Genomic DNA, 18,745 nt, shown 5'->3' with positions numbered 1-18,745 from the left:
GCGTGATGCTGCGCCACCTGTTGCAACTCACCTGGAAGCGCAAGTCCAGGAATTTGATGCTGAGCCTCGAGATCCTGCTCGCCTTCGTCATCGTCTTCGGCATCGCCGCGACCGGGCTGCGCTACTGGCAGCTGTACCGCCTGCCGCTCGGCTTCGACGGCGCCGACACGTGGTCCGTGACGATGCAGATAGGCGCAACTACGTTCGAAGCCATCCCTGCGGACGTCTACGATACGCTGCGCCGCAGCCTGCGCGACCTGCCGGGAGTTCGCTCCGTGAGCTTCGCCACTTTCGCGCCGTACCTGGACTATGTCTGGCAAGTCGAAATTTACTCGCCACCGACAGGGGCCCGCGTTTTGACCAACTACATCGAGGCGAGCGACGAGCTGCCGGACACGCTGGGGCTGAAACTCGCCGCGGGGCGCTGGTTCAGCGCGGCCGACGACGGCCAGGACGCCATTCCCGCGGTGCTGGACGCGCGCGCGGCGGCCGCGCTGTTCCCCGGCCGTCCCGCGCTGGGCCTGCGCTTCTCCGATACCAACATGGGTGTCGCGCGCACCCTCCGGGTCATCGGCCTGGTAGACACGTTCCGCAACCAGGGGCCGCTGATGATGCCGACCAGCTTTATCATCACCCGTTTCGCGCCGCACGCCACGCAGTCGCGACCACGCACGATCCTTCTGCGTGTGGCACCCGGCACCCCGCGCGGCTTCGAAGCGAAGCTGAACCAGCGGCTCAAGGCGGTCCGCAACGACTGTGGTTACCAGGTCGCGCCGCTGGAATCGATGCGTGCCTCGATGCTGAAGGAACAGCTGACGCCTCTCGTTGTCATGACCGTGATCGCATCGTTCATGCTGCTGATGGTCGCCTTCGGCCTGTTCGGCGTGTTGTGGCAGAACACGACGCGGCGCATCCCCGAGATCGGTCTGCGCCGCGCGATCGGCGCGCGCGCCGGCGACATCTACCACCAGATCATCGTCGAGCAGCTGCTGGTCTGCTCCTTCGCGATGGCGGTCGGCCTCGTGCTGCTCGTGCAGTTGCCGCTGACGGGCGCATTCGCGGACACGCTGGGCTGGCCCGTGTTCGCGGGTGCCGCCGCGCTGTCGATGGCCCTGATCTATCTGCTATCCTTCGCGTGCTCGCTGTACCCGGGCTGGCGCGCGAGCCGCCTCGATCCGGCCGCGGCGCTGCACTACGAATAACAGGAACACGGAACGCTTCGCACGATGGAAACACAACGCAAACGGCGCGTGCTCGTCGTCGACGACGACCACGCCGTCCAGGTCTCGCTGGCCCTGCTGCTCAAGCAGGCCGGGTTCGACGCGACCTGTGCGGACGACCCGCACGCGGCACTGGCCCAGTTGCAGGCCGGCGCGTTCGACCTCGTCCTGCAGGACATGAACTTCTCTCTGCAGACGAGCGGCGAAGAAGGTCTCGACCTGCTGGCCCGCATCAAGGCCGCGCACCCGGACGTGCCCGTGCTGCTGATGACGGCCTGGGGCTCGATCGCGCTGGCCGTGCGCGGCGTGAAGGCCGGCGCCGCCAATTTCTTCACCAAACCCTGGGACAATGCCCAGCTGCTCGACCTGATCGAAGCGACGCTGGACCTGGTCGCACCGCCGGCCACGTCCACCCGCACGCGCGCGGCACTCGATGCGAAATACGACTTCGCCGGCATCGTCGGCGAGCATCCGAAGCTGCTGAAGGTGCTGGAGACGATCGCGCAGGTCGCGGCCACGCGCGCGCCCGTGCTGGTCCTGGGCGAGAGCGGCACGGGCAAGGAATTGATCGCGGACGCCATCCACCGCAACAGCCCGCGCCGGGATGCATCCATCGTCAAGATCAATATGGGCGCCATCGCCACGTCGCTGTTCGAGAGCGAGATGTTCGGCCACGTGCGCGGCGCCTTCACCGACGCGCGCGCGGATCGCAAGGGTCACGTCGCCAGCGCCGACGGAGGCACGCTATTCCTCGACGAGATCGGAGAACTGAACCGCGGCGACCAGGTCAAGTTGCTGCGCGTGCTGCAGGACCAGCGCTACCTGCCCGTGGGTGCGAGCCGCGCGGAGCAGGCCGACGTGCGCATCGTCTCGGCCACCAACCGCGAGCTGGCGGAGCTGGTGGCAGCCGGCGACTTCCGCGAAGACCTGTTCTACCGGCTGAACCTGATCACGATCCGCCTGCCGCCGCTACGCGAACGGCGCAGCGACATCCCCCTGCTCGCGCGCCACATCGTCGCCACCGTGGCCGAGAGTTATGGCATCAGCACCGTCGGCCTGGCGCCGCAGGCGCTCGACTGGCTCGCGGCGCAACCGTGGCCCGGCAATATCCGCCAGCTGAAGCAGACGTTGGAACGCACGCTGCTCCTCGCCGGCAAGGATGTGCTCACGCAGGCGGACTTCCTGGCCACGAGCGCCGTCGACGAGAGCGTGCCCGGCACGCGCCTCGGCGTCGACGGCATGACGCTGGAGCAGGTCGAACGCGTGATGATCACGCAGGCGCTGCGCCAGCATGCCGGCAACATCTCGCGCGTGGCCAAGGCGCTCGGCCTGTCGCGCACAGCGCTGTACCGGAGGCTGGAACGCCACGGCCTCGCGGATGCCGGCGGGGGTGGCGCGGGCGGGGCGGACGCCGGATGATGCGCCTGCCGGGGCTGCGTCCGCGCCTAGGCGCTTACGTAGCGGCGCTGCACCTGCCGCTGTTCGGCTGCGCCACCCTGCTGCTGCCGGCGCGCCCGCTGTGGTTCGTCGGCGCCGAAGTCCTGGTGCTGGCGAGCCTCGCGCTGGGCTGGCTGCTGGTGCGCCAGGCGCTGGAGCCGCTCGGCTACACGCGCCGCCTGCACGACCTGCTGCAGGACCAGCAATACGCCAGCCGCCTGACCGTGCCGTCCGCCACGCGCGAGCTCGATGACCTGGTCGGCACGTTCAACACGATGCTGGCCGCCCTGCACCGCGAGCGCCTGGCCATCGGCGAGCAGCAGGGCTTCCTCGACCGCCTGCTGGAAGCGACGCCAGCCGCCATCCTCGTGTTCGACTTCGACCGCGCGGTCAGCCTCGTGAACGCGGGCGCGGTGTCCCTGCTGGGACTCGACCGGCCGCAGGGCAAGCCGCTGTCCGCATGGATCACCGGCGCCGGCGGCTACGTCGCGGGGCTCGACGCGCGCGGGTGCGCGCGCAGCCGGCATCTCGTCGCGCAGCTGGACGCCCTGCCGCTGGGCGAGTCACGCCTGCTGGCGGATCCCGACGGCCGCCGCTACCGCGCGCAACGCGGCCAGTTCTACGACCGCGGCTTCGCACGCCACTTCCTGATGGTCGAGGAATTGACGGCGGAGCTGGAAGATTCGGAGCGCGCCACGTACGAGCGRCTCGTGCGCGTGCTGGCCCACGAAGTCAACAACACGGTGGCCGCGACGGGCTCGGTGCTCGACTCGCTGCTGTTCTACCGCGGCCAGCTGGCCGAACCGGACGCCGGCGACTTCGCCACGGCCATCGTCGCGGTCAAGCGCCGCAATGTCAGCCTGGGCGAATTCATCGACCGCTTCACGAAGGTCGTGCGGATGCCGCCGCCGGAACCGCGCCCGACGGACATCAGGGCCGTCGTCGACGACATCCTGTGGCTGAACCGGGAACAGTGCAACAGCCGCGGCATTACGCTGGGCTGGCACCGCTGCGATGCCGTCGCGCCTCTCGCGCTGGATGCGCAGCTGATCGAGCAGGCATTACTCAACATCGTCAAGAATGCGATCGAGGCGATCGAGGCGGCCGGCCAGGCACACGGCGCGATCCGGCTGGAACTGGCGGACGAAGACCGGCGCGTGCGGCTGTCCGTCATCGATTCCGGCGGCCTGCTGGTGTCAAGGCCGGCGCGGCCGTTGTTCACGCCGTTCTTCAGTACGAGAAAGGGTGGCCAGGGGATCGGCCTGATGTTCGTGCGCGAGGTGTTGCAGCGGCACGGGTGCACGTACTCCCTGGCGCCGGGAGATGCCGGGGAGACGCGGTTTGATATCTGGTTTCCGATAGGCTGATGCGAGCGTTTGGTGGGCACGGGGTGCCCACCCTACGAACCTACGTATCGGCCGTAGGGTGGGCTCCCCGAGCCCACCAATGCACACCCGTACGGTCAACCTTTCGGGTATTTGATGGTCATCTCGCGCAACACGTTGTCCGCGTGATCGACCTCCTTCATCACCCACAGCATGTAGCGGATATCGACGTGGATCGCGCGCGTGATCACCGGATCGAAGTACCAGTCCTTCGTGATCGACTCATACGTCGAATCGAAGTTCAGGCCCACCAGTTCGCCGCGCCCGTTCATCAYGGCCGAGCCGGAATTGCCGCCCGTCGTGTCGGCGGTCGACAGGAAGTTCACCGGCACCGTGCCCAGCGCCGGATCGCGGAACTGGCCGTAGCGCTTGTCGCGGATCGCCTGCAGCAGCGCCGGCGGTGCGTCGAACGGGGCCTTGGCCGTCTGCTTTTCGAGGATGCCCTGCACCGTCGTGAACGGTCCCTTGACGATACCGTCGCGCGGGGTGTACGGCGCGACCGTGCCGTAGGTGACGCGCAGCGTGCCGTTGGCGTCCGGGTACACCGGCTTGCCCTGCGACTTCTTCCAGGCGACGACGGCGTCCATGTACAGCGGGACGACGCGCTCCAGATTGCCGTCGACTTCCTTGCGGCGGTCTTCCAGCGCCATGCCGACATCGTGCAGGTGCACGGCCAGCTGGATGAACGGATCGTTCGACTTGCGGAACGCGTCCGCGTCGCGGCCTATCCACCCGAGGCGCTTGTTCGTGTCGCCCAGTTCCGTGTTCTTGTACAGCGGTGCCAGCGCGTTCTGCGCGGGCAGCAGCGCGTCCAGGCCTTGCGGACGGGCCTTCGCGTCGATCCTGGCGTAGCGGACCAGCGCGGCCTGCCAGCGGGCCTGGTCCACGCCGCTCACGAACGATTGCTCGAGACGGGTCAGGCGCGCCTTGATGAACGAGATGTCGCGCTCCTGGTAGCCCGCTTCGCGCTGGGCGTCCGGCTTCTGGTGTTCCAGCGCCAGGCGGTACAGCGTGCGCGCGCTTTTCAACAGATCGCTGTGCGTGGCTTCGAGCCACGCCGTCTCCTGCTGCGTCGTCGCCATGTCGGCGGCGATGGCGGCGTCGAGGTCGGCCAGCAGGTTTTTCGGGCCCCTGTAGTTATTCTCTTGTATATGTTGCTTGTACCAGGTGCGGAACTGAGTGTCCTGCGCATCCTTGATGGCGGCGATGTCCCGGCGCGCAAAGCCGTCCAGCAGGCCGCGCGTCTTCTTCAGCACATTGTTCAGGCTCTTGGCCACGCTCGCATAGCGCACCGTGTAATCCGGATTGCCCATCGTGGCGGCCGCGATCACGGACAGGTCGGCCGTGATCGACGCCACCTTGGCCGGGTAGTCGACGTCGCGCGCGAAGCGGATCTCGGCCGGCAGCCGGTAGCGGCTCGTGCGGCCCGGGTAGCCGGCCAGGAGGATCGGGTCGCCGGCCTTCAGGCCTTCGGCCGAGACGACGAGGAAGTGCTTCGATTTATACGGCACGTTGTCCGGCGACGGGTCGGCGGGACGGCCGTCCTTGCCGACATAGGCGCGCAGGAACGAGAAATCGCCGGCGTGGCGCGGGAATTCGTAGTTGTCGATGTCGCCGCCGAAGTCGCCGACGCTGTTGGCCGGTGCATAGACGAGGCGCACGTCGCGGATCAGGAGCTGCCTGATGCGGTAGTACTCGCCGCCGCGGTTGAACGCGGGCACGGCGCAGCGGTAGGCCTTGTCGCTCTCGCATTCGGCGATCAGCGCCTTGATGCGCGCTTCCACCTGCTCGTGGCGATCCTTGCCGGACAGGCCGGACGCGAGGCCCTTCAACACGCGGTCGGTCACGTTCTCGACCTTCTCCGTCACATAGATCATCGTGTTCGGGCCGCCCGGCAGCTCTTCCGCGCGTGTCTTCGCGAGGAAGCCGTTGGCGATGTAATTGTGTTCCGGGGTCGAATTGCGCTGGATCGCGCCGTAGCCGCAATGGTGGTTCGTGACCACGAGGCCGTCCGGCGACACGAACGACGCCGAACAGCCCGGTGTCGCCACGATGGCGTTCATCGGATGTTTAGCCAGGTCGGCGAGCCGCTCGGCCGGGATCGTGATACCGATGCGCCTGAGTTCGGACTTCAGCTGCGGCAGCTGGTGCGGCTGCCACTGGCCCTCGTCGGCGCCGGCGCCGGCGGCGACGCCCAGCAGGGCAACGGGAAGGACGACGGATTTGAACAAGACAACCCTCGGATAAAAAAAAGCAACGCCAAGTATATCGTCCACATGTCTTGTTCAGGAAACAAAATTGTCACGAAACGTCTCGCAGGAGTATGTACAACCCTTAAATCTGCGTTGCGCGGATGCTACATCCCGTAAATGCATCGATTCTGCGTATTTACATTTACAGGATGCCGCGCCCTCGCTCAGCGCCCCGTCCGGCCGCRCCGGCGCACGGCTCCGATACCCAGCAGGGCGATCGCGCACAACAGCGGCGACGCCGGCTCCGGCACGCCGACACGTACCTCGTCCAGCGCCGGCGCGCTGTAGCCCGTCTGCCGGTTCGGCGCCGCGAAGGCGAAGTAGCGCACTTCATCGAAGCCGTCCGCGTCGCGCAGGCCGAGCACCGCGCCACGTTGCGCGCTGAAGTTGCCCCGGCCGGTCTGTCGGCCGCCGTCATAGGTGACCCAGTAGCCGTTGAGGCTCGCATAACCGCTGCCGGCCGCGAACTCGATCCGCTGCATGGCGCCGCCGTCCGCCCGGCGCACGCTGATCCACGCATTCTGGCCGGACGTGGCCATGTAGTTGCCGGCAAACGCGGGGCTCAGGTCGGACACGGCGTCGTAGCAATCGACGCCCGCATAGCCGCAGCCATTGTTGGCGCCCCACCCGCTGTAGTGGAACAGCAGGCCGTCCTCCGCCCAGTCGTTGGCCAGCAGGGTGTTCAGCTCGAAGTGTGCGGCATGGGTCGTCACGCCCACGGCCGTGCCGGCGCCGAGGGTCTGCAGCACGGCGGCGCCCGCGCCGTGGACGGCGGCAAACAGCGCCGCGGCGCACAGCAGGCGGGTCGTCATACGATGCATGGTGGTCTCCTTCATGGTGTGGGAATCAGGTCGATGGCGTCATAGCTGTAGCCAGGGCTCAGGAAGCGGGTGCCGGCGGTACCGCTGATGGCCGTCAGCGTCAGCACGTTCTGGCCCACGATCAGTTCATTGGCCGGGATATTAAAGGTGTACATCGTGTTGTTGCCGCGGTAGGTGCCGACCGTCAGCGTGCGCGACGACGRCTGCGTGGACGGCGACGGATTCGCCGGTATCCAGCCGTTCACCTGCGGCTTCGGGCGTCCGCCCGCGAACGCCGTCGTGATGCCGACCCGCAGCGTCAGGGGCACGATCTGGCTCTGGCGCAGGTTGAAGCGCACGGTCAACGTGCCGTTCACGTCCTTCCACTGGTAGGCGGGGAAACCCGTCGCCGGCGTCGACATGCCGACCACGTAGTCGCCCACCGTCCACGGCGCCATGCGCACGTCGGACGGGTGCATCGTGGTCACCCTGCCGCCGTTGATGAATTCCGCCGGCGAGCCGTCCCACTCGCCGATGCGCCACAACGCCGCCGCGCTGCCCGGATCGCCCGTGACGGCCACGGTGCCCGTGTTCGTGACGGCGCCGGCGGCAACCGTCACCGTGCGCGTGTCGACCGCCAGCTCGTTCTTGTAGACCTTCATCGTATAGGTCCCGGGGATCATGCCCGCGCTCGTGAAATGGCCGTCGGTCGCGTCGGCCGCCGCCCAGTACTGCGCGGTCGCGTTCGAAAAAGAGACCGTGTAGGCGAAGCGCGCATCGCGGCCGGTGATGGCGGACCCGCTGACGGTGCCGCGCGCTTCCGGTGCGACCCACCCGGTGAGGCCGAGGGTGCCGAGCCAGGAGGTGTCCACGGGCGCCGGTGCCGAACCATCGTTGAACACCATCGTGTACGTGTTGAGGATCTTCGTGCGCAGCGGTTCCGTCTGGCCTTCGCCGTAGTTGATGATGTAGGTGATCTCCTGGTCCGTGCTCGTGCCCTGGTTCAGCAGGCTGCGGTAGAACGGGCCGCCGGCATTGCCCTCGTTGTTGTCGCGGACGATCCACAGACCGACGTTGGAGCCCGTCGCGCCGATGTATTGCCAGTCCTTCAGGCGCATGTTCGAGTAGTGCTTGGAACGCGTCTCGCCGTTCGCCATGCCGAAGATGTCGCTCGATTCGATCGCGCCGGTGTTGCCGCGCAGGTCGGACGGCGCCGGGCCGTTGGGCAGCCGCGCGATCGGCACGCGCACGATGAAACGCGCCAGGTTCAGCGTGTCCGGCTCGCTCGTAAAATACGTCCCCATATAGATCTTCGCCTCGCCACGCCGGGCGATGTAGTAGTGCGTCAGGTTGCCCGCCTGGACCGTCACCTTGACGACGTCGGTGCCGACCGTCTGCGCGCTGACGTTCACCGCCGAGACGCCCGTGTACAGGAAGTCGAAGCCGGAATTGACCTGCGTGCCGCGCGCCTGGTCCTGGTACTCGACGCCGTTGTAGAGCATCGAGGCAATGTCCCCGGCCGACTGCGTGCTGACGCCGTTGTCGAGGCGTCGCACCTTGAAGACGAGGCCCGCGCCCGTGTCGATCGTATAGAAGTTCGCGTCCTGCGCGAGGCCGAACGAGGATGCCGCCGCGACCGTCGCGAGCAGGTGCGTGGAGGGAGCTGTGCCGCCGGCGGTGTCGCCGCCGCAGCCGGATACCAGCATGCCCAGTGCGGCGAATATGGCGAATTTGGGCACTGCGGCCGAGGTCCTGCGTAGGATAGTTTGCATCGTGCCTGTCTCCTGTGTGGTTGTCGAGGACGTGGCTTGCCCCTCCCATGCCTGCGGCGGGCTCCGTGGAATCGGGACGTCCGGCCCGAATGTCAAATCCTGCTATTGCCTGGTTTGCATGCAAGTATTGACGGGTGCCGGTGGCGGGTCAACGGGGCACGCGGTGCCGGATGCAAAGAATCACGCGCTTGAGCGATGCCGTCCTGGCAAGGCCTGGTGCGGCCCTGCAGGCGGGCGCGGATGGAGATAGAATGACGGGTCCGGCATCGCCCGGAGGCTCCTCCGACCATCATCATGCCCAGCTTCCCCGCTCCCTTTTCCGCCCTGCTCCGCCGCCTGTCGATCGACACCTTCACCATCCTGCTGCTGTGCACCGTGCTGTTCGCCAGCGTGCTGCCGTGCGCCGGCCAGACGGCCATCGCCCTCGGCAAGGTCACCACGGTCGCCATCGGATTATTGTTTTTCCTGCACGGCGCCAAGCTGTCGCGCGAAGCCATCGTGTCGGGCATGACGCACTGGCGCCTGCACCTGCTCGTACTCGCATCGACCTTCGTCATGTTCCCGCTGCTGGGCCTCGCATTGAGGCCGCTGGCGGGCCGCGTCGTCACGCCCGAGCTGTACGTGGGCCTGCTGTTCCTGTGCACGCTGCCCTCGACCGTGCAGTCGTCGATCGCATTCACGTCGATGGCGCGCGGGAACGTGGCGGCGGCCGTGTGCAGCGCGTCGGCGTCGAACTTCGTCGGCATCTTCGTCACGCCGCTGCTCGTGTCGATGCTGATCGTGCGGGGCGCGGCGGGCGGCTCGTCGCTGGATGCGGTGATCACCATCGTCGAGCAGTTGCTGCTGCCCTTCCTGGCCGGCCAGTTCCTGCGCCCGTGGATCGGCACCTGGGTCGACCGCCACAAGCCGATGCTGAAGATCGTCGACCAGGGCTCGATCCTGCTCGTGGTCTACACGGCGTTTTCGGAATCCGTCAACGAGGGCCTGTGGCACAAGCTGTCGCCGGAATCGCTCGCGGGCCTCGTCGCCGTCAACTGCGTGATGCTGGCGATCGCGCTGGGTCTTGCCACGTGGACGAGCCGGCGCCTGGGGTTCTCGCGCGAGGACGAGATCACGATCGTGTTCTGCGGTTCGAAGAAAAGCCTCGCGAGCGGGGTGCCGATGGCCAAGGTCCTGTTCGCGCCGAGCGCGCTGGGCATGGTGATCCTGCCCGTGATGCTGTTCCACCAGATCCAGTTGATGGTGTGTGCGGTGCTCGCGCAGAAGTGGGGCCGCGAAACCCGAACCTGAAAATTCGGGGTCAGGAAAATTCGGGGTCAGAGCACAAATTCGGGGTCAGAGCACTTTTTCGCGCAACTTCGCAAGAGAATCAATTCGAACACATCGTCGGGCGTGGCAAGACTGCGGCAGGCCATCGGGGTGCCGAATCGACATGATTTGAAATTCGCTCTGACCCCGAATACCGTGAAAAATGTGCTCTGACCCCGAATTTCTGACCCCGAATTTATGGCGGCACGTGCGCCAATGCGAGGCCGCCCCACCACACTTCGGGCAACGCCGCGGCCAGCATCATGCCCGGCCCGAGCGCCGTGAGCAGCCAGCGCCGGCGCGGCGGCAGCCACGCGCGGTGCGGGTCGACGAGGCTCGCGCGCACGTCGCGCCAGCCGAAGCCCACCAGCGCCACCAGTCCGACCGCAAACAGGCTCCATAGGGCCGTATCGTCGAGCAGCGCGCCGAAGTCCGGGTCGAGGTAAGCCAGCGCCGGCAGCGCGAGGCTCACGCTGCCCAGCAGCTCCACCGTCGCGATGACGGCCGCGCGGCCGCGGCGGCGGAAATCGTGGCGCAACATCCATGCCGACAACGCCACGTCGCCGGCGAGATACAGCGCAGTCCATCCCGGCATGGCGGCACCTATTTCTGGCTGACGAGTTGGTCCGCGTGCCAGCCGCCGCCCAGCGACTGGATCAGCGCCACGGCCGTCGCCTGGCGGTTCGCCTGCGCCTGCACCAGCGAGCGGCGCGCGGACAAGGCCGTGACCTGGGCCTGCACCACCTGCGAATAATCCACCTGGCCCGCCTTGTAGCGGTTCAGCACCTGTTCCTCGACCTTGTCCGCGGCCTCGGATGCCACGCGTTCGTACTCCTGCTGCTGCGCCAGGATGCGCGTGGCGGCCAGCTGGTCCTCGACGTCGGCGAACGCGGTCAGCACGGTCTGGCGGTAGCGCGCGACGGCCTGTTCGCGCGCCGCGTTCGCACCCTGCACCGCGGCGCGGTTGGCGCCGCCGTTGAAGATGGTCTCGGTCGCCGTCAGGCCCAGCGCCCACGCCGCGCTCGATGCCTTGAGCAGGTCGGCGATGGCGCTGGCGGACGTGCCGTACGACGCCGTCAAACCGATCTGCGGGAAGTACGCGGCGCGCACGATGCCGATCTGGGCGTTGGCCGCGGCCACGGCGCGTTCGGCGGCGGCGATATCGGGACGGCGTTCCAGCAAGGTGGACGGCATGCCGACCGGCACCTCGGGCACCGTCACGGTCCACTGCGCGGGTGCCAGCGCGAACTCGGCCGGTGCCTTGCCGATGAGGACGGCGATCGCGTGTTCCAGCTGCGCACGCTGGCGCGCCAGGGTCAGGTCGTCGCTCTGCGCGCTGGCGAGCTGGGTCTGGGCCTGGTAGACGTCCGAGTGCGGCACGATGCCGACGTCGAAGCGGTTCTGCGTGATCTTCAGCACGCGCTGGTAGCCTTCGATCGTCGTCGCGAGCAGCGCGCGCTGGGCGTCGACCGAGCGCAGGGTGAAGTAATCCGTCGCCAGTTCGCCCTGCGCGGACAGACGCGCCGACGCCAGGTCGGCCGCGCTGGCCTGCGCATTGGCCTGCGCGACGGAGATGCCCGCGCGCAGGCGTCCCCACACGTCCGGTTCCCAGCTGGAGCCGATCGACAGGCGGTAGTTGTTGGTCGTGCGGCCGCCGACGGTCGCGGAACCGGTGCCGCTGCCGGCACGGTTGGCGCCCGCATCCAGGGTCACGGTCGGGAACAGCGCGGCGCGCTGCCCGGCCACGACGGCGCGCGCCTGGCTGTACGCGGCGACGGCCGCCGCCACGTTCTGGTTGCTGACTTCGACCTGGCGCATCAGCCCGTCCAGCACCGGATCGGCGAACAGGTTCCACCACGGACCGCGTTCCAGCGCATCGGCCGGCGCGGCGGGCGCCCATCCGGCCAGCTCCTTGAACGCGGCCGCTTCGGGCGTCGCCGGACGCTCGTACCTTGGCGTGAACGCGCAGCCCGCAAGGTTGGACACCACCGCGGAAGCGAGGAGCATGGAGGTCAACAGGCGCAGGGTCGGGGTGGTTCTCATGGTTCGGTTCATGGCTGGGAAGTCGTGGGCTGGTCCTCGAGCGGATGGCGGACCAGGTGGTGCTCGTCGGCGTGGCGGCTGCGGAGCTTGTCGAGGTAGACGTAGACGACGGGCGTCGTCAACAGAGTCAGGAGCTGGCTCGCGACCAGGCCGCCGATGATGGCGATTCCCAGCGGCTGGCGCAGCTCGGAGCCCTCGCCGAAGCCGATCGCCAGCGGCAGCGCGCCCAGCGCGGCCGCCAGCGTCGTCATCAGGATCGGCCGGAAGCGCAGCAGGCAGGCTTCGCGCACGGCCGCGGTGGCCGACAGCCCGCGCGCCCGCTCCGCTTCCAGCGCGAAGTCGATGATCAGGATCGCGTTTTTCTTGACGATGCCGATCAGGAGGAACACGCCGATCAGGGCGATGATGTCGAACTCCATGTGGAACAGCAGCAGCGCCAGCACGGCGCCCACGCCAGCCGACGGCAACGTGGACAGCACGGTGACCGGGTGCACGAGGCTTTCGTACAGGATGCCCAGCACGATGTAGATGACGACGATGGCGGCGAGGATCAACAGCGGCTGCTGCTGGTTCGATTCCTGCGCCTGCTTCGCCTGGCCCTGGAAGCTGCCGCGCACGTTGACGGGCATGCCGATGTCGGCTTCCGCCTGCTTCACGGCCTGCTGCGCTTCCGACAACGAATAGCCCTGCGCGGTGTTGAACGAGATCGTCGTCGCCAGCTCGCCGTCCTGGTGGTTGACGGAACTCGGCGTCGCGCGTTCGGCGAAGTGCGCGATGGCGGACAGCGGCACCATCGTCGTCGCGCTCGCGGACAGCGCCGAGCCGCTGGACGGATCGCGCGCGGCCGTCAGGTTCGCGGGCGCGGCCGGCGTGCCGGCGCTGGTGCCCGTGCTGGCGGCACCGGCACTCGTGGTGGTGGTGGCACTCATATTCTTGGCAGGCACGTGGACGTCGTCCAGCGCCGCCGGCGATTGCGCGTACTTCTGCGCGACGCCCATGATCACATGGTACTGGTTCAACTCGTCGTAGATATTGGCCACCTGGCGCTGGCCGAACGCGTCGTACAGCGCGTTGTCGACGTCCTTCGCCGCGATGCCAAAGCGTGCGGCCGTCTGCTTGTCGATGTCGACATAGGTCTCGACGCCGTTGTCGGCCTGGTCGGTGTCGATGTCGACCAGCGACTTCTGCGTCTTCATCGCATCCGCCAGCCGCGATGCCCAGCGCTTGAGGTCCGCCCGGTTGTCGCTCTTCAGCGTGTACTGGTACGTGGAGTTGGACTGGCGCCCGCCCATGCGCAGGTCCTGTACCGGGCTCAGGAACAGCTGCACGCCCGTCACGTGGGCCAGCCTGGGACGCAGCCGCGCGATCACGGCCTGGCCGCTCTCGCCCTTGGCGCGTTCGCTGGCCGGTTTCAGGTTCATGAACATGAAACCGCCGCCCGCACGCGAACCGCCCGTGAAGCCGACGACGGTGTCCACGGCCGGATCGCTCTTGATGATGTTCACCAGCTGGCGCAGCTTGCCCTGCATGGCCTGGAACGAGATGCTCTGGTCGGCGCGCATGCCGCCGTTGACCTGGCCCGTGTCCTGCTGCGGGAAGAAGCCCTTCGGTGCATTGGAAAACAGGTAGACGTTCAGGCCGACGACGAACACGAGGATCAGCATCACGAGCGGCTTCATGTCCAGCGCCCAGTCGAGCGCATGCTCGTACCATCTCAGCATCGCGTCGAAGCCACGCTCGGACCAGCGTGCCAGGCGGCCCGGCTTGCGCTGCACGTGGTCGTGCAGGTGCTGGCCGGGCTTGAGCAGCATGGCGCACAGCATCGGCGTCGTGGTCAGCGAGATCACGAGCGAGATCAGCACGGCGGCCGACAGGGTGACGGCGAACTCGCGGAACAGCCGGCCCACCTGCCCGCCCATGAACAGCAGCGGGATGAACACGGCCACGAGCGACAGGCTGATCGACAGCACCGTGAAGCCCACTTCCTGCGCGCCCAGCAGGGCCGCCTTCATGCGGTCCATGCCCTGCTCCACGTGGCGACTCGTGTTTTCCAGCACGACGATGGCGTCGTCGACGACGAAGCCGGTGGCCACCGTGAGCGCCATCAGCGACAGGTTGTTCAGCGAGAAGCCCAGGAAATACATCACGCCGAAGGTGCCCAGCAGCGAGACGACGGTGGCGACGGCCGGCACGATCGTGGCGCGGGCGCTGCGCAGGAACACGGAGACCACCAGCACGACCAGCACGATGGAGATCATCAGGGTCAGCTCGATCTCGCGCAGGGAGGCGCGGATCGAATTGGTGCGGTCCGACGCCACCTGCATGTGCACGTCCTGCGGCAACTGGGCCTGCAGCTGCGGCAGCAGCGCACGCACGCCGTCCACGGTCTCGATGACGTTGGCGCCCGGCTGGCTCGTGATCAGCACGATCACGGCGGGTTCGCCGTTGAACAGGCCCAGCGTGTGGATGTCCTCGACGCCATCCTTTACGTCGGCCACGTCCTGCAGGCGGATCGCGGAACCGTTGCGCCAGGCGACGACGAGGCCCTTGTAGTCGGCCGCCGTGCGGCCATTGGTCGGCGTGTTCGCCTGCGAATAGATCTGCAGGCGCATGCCCCGTCCCTCCAGCGCGCCCTTCGGCCGGTTGGCATTGGTGGCCTGGATCGCCGCGCGCACGTCCTCGGTCGACAGGCCGTACTGGTTCAGCTGGTATGGATTCAGGTCGACGCGCACCGCCGGCAGCGAGCCGCCGCCGAGCTCCACGTCGCCCACGCCCTTCACCTGCGCGATCTTCTGCTGCACGACGTTCGACACCTCGTCGTAGATCTGGCCGGGACTGCGCGACTTCGACGTCAGCGCGAGGATGAGGACGGGCGCGTCGGCCGGATTGGCCTTGCGGTACGTGGGATTGCTGCGCAACGTGGCCGGCAGGTCGGCGCGCGACGCGTTGATCGCGGCCTGCACTTCGCGCGCGGCCGAGTCGATCTGGCGCGTGAGGTCGAACTGCAGGTTGATGCGGGTGGAGCCGTTGCCGCTGCTGGACGTGATCTCGTTCACGCCCGCGATGACGGCGAGGCGCCGTTCGAGCGGCGTCGCCACCGACGTCGCCATCGTGTCCGGACTGCCGCCCGGCAGGTTGGCCGACACGGAGATGGCCGGGTAGTCGACCTGCGGCAGCGGCGAGACGGGCAGCACGAAGAATGCGCCGATGCCCGCCAGCGCGATGCCGATGGTCAGCAGCACCGTCGCGATGGGCCGCCGGATGAACGGCTGCGAGAGACTCATGCGCCGGCTCCGCGGGGTTTGTCGCGGGCGGCGCCGGCAGGTTTGGCCGGCTCGGCGCCGGACCAGCGCCGCGCCATGCGGTCGAACGCCAGGTAGATGACGGGCGTCGTGAACAGCGTGAGCAGCTGGCTGACGATCAGGCCGCCGAAGATGGCAAGGCCCAGCGGGCGACGCAGCTCGGCGCCCTCGCCCCAGCCGAACATCAGCGGGATGGCGGCGAACAGCGCGGCCAGGGTGGTCATGATGATCGGGCGGAAGCGCAGCATCGCGGCCTGGTGGATCGCGGTGCGCGGGTCCTTGCCCTCGTCGCGTTCGGCCTCGATGGCGAAGTCGATCATCATGATCGCGTTCTTCTTGACGATGCCGATCAGGAGAATGATGCCGATGATGCCGATGACGCCCAGGCCCTGCCCCGTGACGCCCAGCGCGAGCAGCGCGCCGACGCCGGCCGAGGGCAGCGTGGACAGGATCGTCAGCGGGTGGATGTAGCTCTCGTACAGCACGCCCAGCACGATGTACACGCAGACGACGGCCGCCAGGATCAGCCACAGCTGGTTAGACAGCGACGCCTGATACGCGCCGGACGCACCGAGGAACGTCATGCTGACGGACGCGGGCAGGTTGATGTCCTGCGCCGCTTCCTTGATGGCGGCGACGGCGGTGCCCAGCTTGATGCCGGGCGCCGTGTCGAAGCCGATCGTCGTGGCGGGATACTGCGCCACGTGCGTGATCTGCAGCGGCGCGGCCTGCTCGGTGATAGCCGCGATCGCGGACAAGGGGGTGGGCGAGCCGGACCCGGTGCGCAGCTGCAGGTCCTGCAGCGCATCGAGCGACATCGTCTCGTCCTGCTGCGCCTCCAGGATCACGCGGTACTGGTTCGTCTCCGTGAAGATCGTCGAGACGATGCGCTGGCCGAACGCGCTGTACAGGGCGTCGTCGACGTTTGCGGCCGTCACCGACAGGCGCGAGGCGCTGTCGCGGTCGATGTTGACGTAGGCGGCGGCGCCCAGGGCGCCGGCGTCCGTGACGGCGTTGGCCAGCTCCTTGCGGCGCGCCATGGCCTCGGTCAACCTGTGCGCCCAGTCCGTCACGGTCTTCGTATCCGCGCCCTCGATCGACAGCCGGTATTGCGTGGGGCCGGTCTCGGCGTCGATGGTCAGGTCCTGCGTCGGCTGCAGGTACAGCGTGGCACCCGCGACGTTCCGGGCGACGCGCAAGCGCAGGCGGTCCATCAGCTCCTGCTGGTCGCCGTGCTTCGACTTCAGGTTGATCAGCATGGTGCCGGTGTTGAGCATCGTGTTGTTGGCGGCATCCACGCCCACCGTCGACGCGAGCGATTCGACATCCGGGTCGGCCAGGATCTCGCGCGCGGCGGCCTGCTGCAGGTCGGCCATCGCGCTGTACGAGATCGCCTGGCGCGCTTCCACGCGGGCCTGCAGCTGGCCCGTGTCCTGCGTCGGGAACAGGCTTTTCGGAATGTACACCCACATCAGCGCCGTCAGCACGAGCGTGCCCAGCGCGACCAGCAAGGTGAGGCCCTGGCGCGCCAGCACCCAGTTCAGGCTGCGGTCATAGTGGCCGACGGTCCAGTCGAACAGCGACTGGAAGCGGCGGGCGAATGCGCTGTCATGTGCCTTGTCGTGCTGCTTGAGCCAGCGGGCCGACATCATCGGCACGAGCGTCAGCGAGACGACGGCCGAGATCAGGATCGTGATGGCGAGCGACACCGCGAATTCGCGGAACAGCCGGCCCACGACGTCGCCCATGAACAGCAGCGGGATCAGCACGGCGATCAGCGACACCGTCAGCGAGATGATGGTGAAGCCGATCTGCGTGGCCCCTTTCAGCGCGGCGTCCATCGGCTTTTCGCCTTCCTCGATGTAGCGCGAGATGTTCTCGATCATGACGATGGCGTCGTCGACGACGAAGCCGGTCGCGATCGTCAGCGCCATCAGCGACAGGTTGTTCAGGCTGTAGCCCAGCAAATACATGACGCCGAACGTGCCGACGAGGGAGATCGGCACCGCGAGGCTGGCGATGACGGTGGCGCGCAGGCTGTGCAGGAACGCGAAGATCACGAGCACGACGAGGACGACGGCGAGCACCAGCTCGATCTGCACGTGTTCGACGGAGGCGCGGATGCCGTTGGTGCGGTCCGACAGCACGTCCATGTGGACGCTCTGCGGCAGGCTGGCGGCAAGCTCGGGCAGGCGCGTCTTGATGGCGTCCACCGTGGCGATCACGTTGGCGCCCGGCTGGCGCTGCACGTTCAGGATGATCGCCGGCTTCATGTTGGCCCACGCGCCCAGCTTGACGTTCTCGGCGCTGTCGACGACTTTCGCCACATCGCCCAGGCGCACCGGCGCGCCGTTGCGGTAGGAGACGATCAAATTCGTGTAATCCGGCACCGTGACCAGCTGGTCGTTGGCGTTGATCGTGTAGGCGCGCAGCGGGCCGTCGAAGCTGCCCTTGGCGCTGTTGGCGTTGGCGTTCGTGATGGCGGTGCGCAGCGTGTCCAGCCCGAGGCCGTTGGCGGCGAGCGCCTCCGTATTGGCCTGGATGCGCACGGCCGGCCGCTGGCCGCCCTGCAGGGTGACGAGACCGACGCCGTTCACCTGGCTGATCTTCAGCGCGAGGCGCGTGTTGACGAGGTTCTGCACCTCCGTCAGCGGCATCGTGTCGGACGTGATGGCCAGCGTGAGCACCGGCGCATCGGCCGGGTTGACCTTCGCGTACACGGGCGGTGCCGGCAGGTCGGTCGGCAGCAGCGAGCCGCCGGCATTGATCGCGGCCTGCACTTCCTGCTCGGCCACGTCGAGCGTCTGGCCCAGCGAGAACTGCAACGTGATCACGGACACGCCGGCCGCGCTGTTGGAACTCATGCGCGCCAGGCCCGCCATCTGGCCGAACTGGCGTTCCAGCGGTGCCGTCACGGTACGCGCCATCACCTCCGGGCTTGCGCCGGGGTACAGCGTCTGCACCTGGATCGTCGGGAAGTCGACCTGCGGCAGTGCCGACAGCGGCAGGAATTTATAGCCGACGAGGCCCGCCAGCACGATCGCCAGCATCAGCAGCGACGTGGCGACGGGGCGGCGGATGAAAGGTGCGGATGGACTCATGCGACGCCTCCGCTAGACGGGCAAACGTTGGGGGGGCGCGGCCGGCGTAGGCACCCCGTGCCCACGCGCGACGCCAACACATCGCAAACGCCCGCGTGGGCACGTGGTGCCCACCCTACGGACGG

The 18,745-nt window shown here is 67.8% G+C and carries 11 protein-coding genes; 4 read left to right on the top strand and 7 right to left on the bottom strand.

The window, feature by feature from the left end; all coding sequences use genetic code 11:
* The 3 genes from AC1DYX_RS09220 to AC1DYX_RS09210 form a co-directional block, all read left to right on the top strand.
* Positions 1 to 1,202, top strand: a 1,202-nt coding sequence (locus tag AC1DYX_RS09220) for an ABC transporter permease (protein WP_477258517.1), incomplete at its 5' end; no start/stop codon positions are given.
* A gap of 24 nt (positions 1,203 to 1,226) precedes the next feature.
* Positions 1,227 to 2,639, top strand: a complete 1,413-nt coding sequence (locus AC1DYX_RS09215) for a sigma-54-dependent transcriptional regulator (protein WP_477258515.1) — start codon at positions 1,227 to 1,229, stop codon at positions 2,637 to 2,639.
* Positions 2,636 to 4,024: a sensor histidine kinase gene (locus AC1DYX_RS09210; protein ID WP_477258513.1), complete on the top strand. Its 1,389-nt coding sequence runs from the start codon at positions 2,636 to 2,638 to the stop codon at positions 4,022 to 4,024. The genes AC1DYX_RS09215 and AC1DYX_RS09210 overlap by 4 nt, the downstream gene beginning before the upstream one ends.
* Positions 4,025 to 4,119: 95 nt before the next feature.
* Here the strand turns inward: AC1DYX_RS09210 and AC1DYX_RS09205 are convergent, their stop codons facing one another.
* From AC1DYX_RS09205 to AC1DYX_RS09195, 3 genes are all read right to left on the bottom strand, one after another.
* Positions 4,120 to 6,273, bottom strand: a complete 2,154-nt coding sequence (locus AC1DYX_RS09205; protein ID WP_477258511.1) for a S46 family peptidase — start codon at positions 6,271 to 6,273, stop codon at positions 4,120 to 4,122.
* A gap of 185 nt (positions 6,274 to 6,458) precedes the next feature.
* Positions 6,459 to 7,115 carry a hypothetical protein gene (locus AC1DYX_RS09200; RefSeq protein WP_477258509.1) on the bottom strand — a complete coding sequence of 219 codons (657 nt, stop codon included), beginning with the start codon at positions 7,113 to 7,115 and terminating at the stop codon, positions 6,459 to 6,461.
* A gap of 11 nt (positions 7,116 to 7,126) precedes the next feature.
* Complete coding sequence (locus AC1DYX_RS09195) at positions 7,127 to 8,866, bottom strand: rhamnogalacturonan lyase B N-terminal domain-containing protein (RefSeq protein WP_477258507.1); 1,740 nt, start codon at positions 8,864 to 8,866, stop codon at positions 7,127 to 7,129.
* 294 nt (positions 8,867 to 9,160) lie between these two features.
* Between AC1DYX_RS09195 and AC1DYX_RS09190 the strand changes: the two genes are divergently transcribed.
* Positions 9,161 to 10,156, top strand: a complete 996-nt coding sequence (locus tag AC1DYX_RS09190; RefSeq protein WP_477258505.1) for a bile acid:sodium symporter family protein — start codon at positions 9,161 to 9,163, stop codon at positions 10,154 to 10,156.
* 214 nt (positions 10,157 to 10,370) lie between these two features.
* On the opposite strand, the gene AC1DYX_RS09185 is transcribed toward AC1DYX_RS09190, so the two are convergent.
* The 4 genes from AC1DYX_RS09185 to AC1DYX_RS09170 are packed head-to-tail and all read right to left on the bottom strand — an operon-like array spanning position 10,371 to position 18,620.
* On the bottom strand, positions 10,371 to 10,769 hold the full coding sequence (locus tag AC1DYX_RS09185) for a hypothetical protein (protein WP_477258503.1): 399 nt from the start codon (positions 10,767 to 10,769) through the stop codon (positions 10,371 to 10,373).
* Between the two features lie 8 nt (positions 10,770 to 10,777).
* Positions 10,778 to 12,217: an efflux transporter outer membrane subunit gene (locus tag AC1DYX_RS09180; RefSeq protein ID WP_477258501.1), complete on the bottom strand. Its 1,440-nt coding sequence runs from the start codon at positions 12,215 to 12,217 to the stop codon at positions 10,778 to 10,780.
* 8 nt (positions 12,218 to 12,225) lie between these two features.
* A complete protein-coding gene (locus AC1DYX_RS09175) occupies positions 12,226 to 15,501 on the bottom strand; it encodes an efflux RND transporter permease subunit (protein WP_477258499.1) in 3,276 nt (1,091 codons plus the stop codon).
* Positions 15,498 to 18,620: an efflux RND transporter permease subunit gene (locus AC1DYX_RS09170; RefSeq protein ID WP_477258497.1), complete on the bottom strand. Its 3,123-nt coding sequence runs from the start codon at positions 18,618 to 18,620 to the stop codon at positions 15,498 to 15,500. The genes AC1DYX_RS09175 and AC1DYX_RS09170 overlap by 4 nt, the downstream gene beginning before the upstream one ends.
* Between the last annotated feature and the right edge of the window lie 125 nt (positions 18,621 to 18,745).

Source organism: Massilia sp. P2_C2, assembly GCF_056404615.1.
Note: the sequence above shows the minus strand (reverse complement) of the source record. Positions and strands in the feature narration are given on the sequence as shown.

Excerpts from the sequence above, each read along its gene's own strand:
- AC1DYX_RS09170 (WP_477258497.1), bottom strand. The coding sequence starts at position 18,620 with ATGAGTCCATCCGCACCTTTCATCCGCCGCCCCGTCGCCACGTCGCTG.
- AC1DYX_RS09190 (WP_477258505.1), top strand. The coding sequence starts at position 9,161 with ATGCCCAGCTTCCCCGCTCCCTTTTCCGCCCTGCTCCGCCGCCTGTCG.
- AC1DYX_RS09175 (WP_477258499.1), bottom strand. The coding sequence starts at position 15,501 with ATGAGTCTCTCGCAGCCGTTCATCCGGCGGCCCATCGCGACGGTGCTG.
- AC1DYX_RS09215 (WP_477258515.1), top strand. The coding sequence starts at position 1,227 with ATGGAAACACAACGCAAACGGCGCGTGCTCGTCGTCGACGACGACCAC.
- AC1DYX_RS09180 (WP_477258501.1), bottom strand. The coding sequence starts at position 12,217 with ATGAGAACCACCCCGACCCTGCGCCTGTTGACCTCCATGCTCCTCGCT.
- AC1DYX_RS09185 (WP_477258503.1), bottom strand. The coding sequence starts at position 10,769 with ATGCCGGGATGGACTGCGCTGTATCTCGCCGGCGACGTGGCGTTGTCG.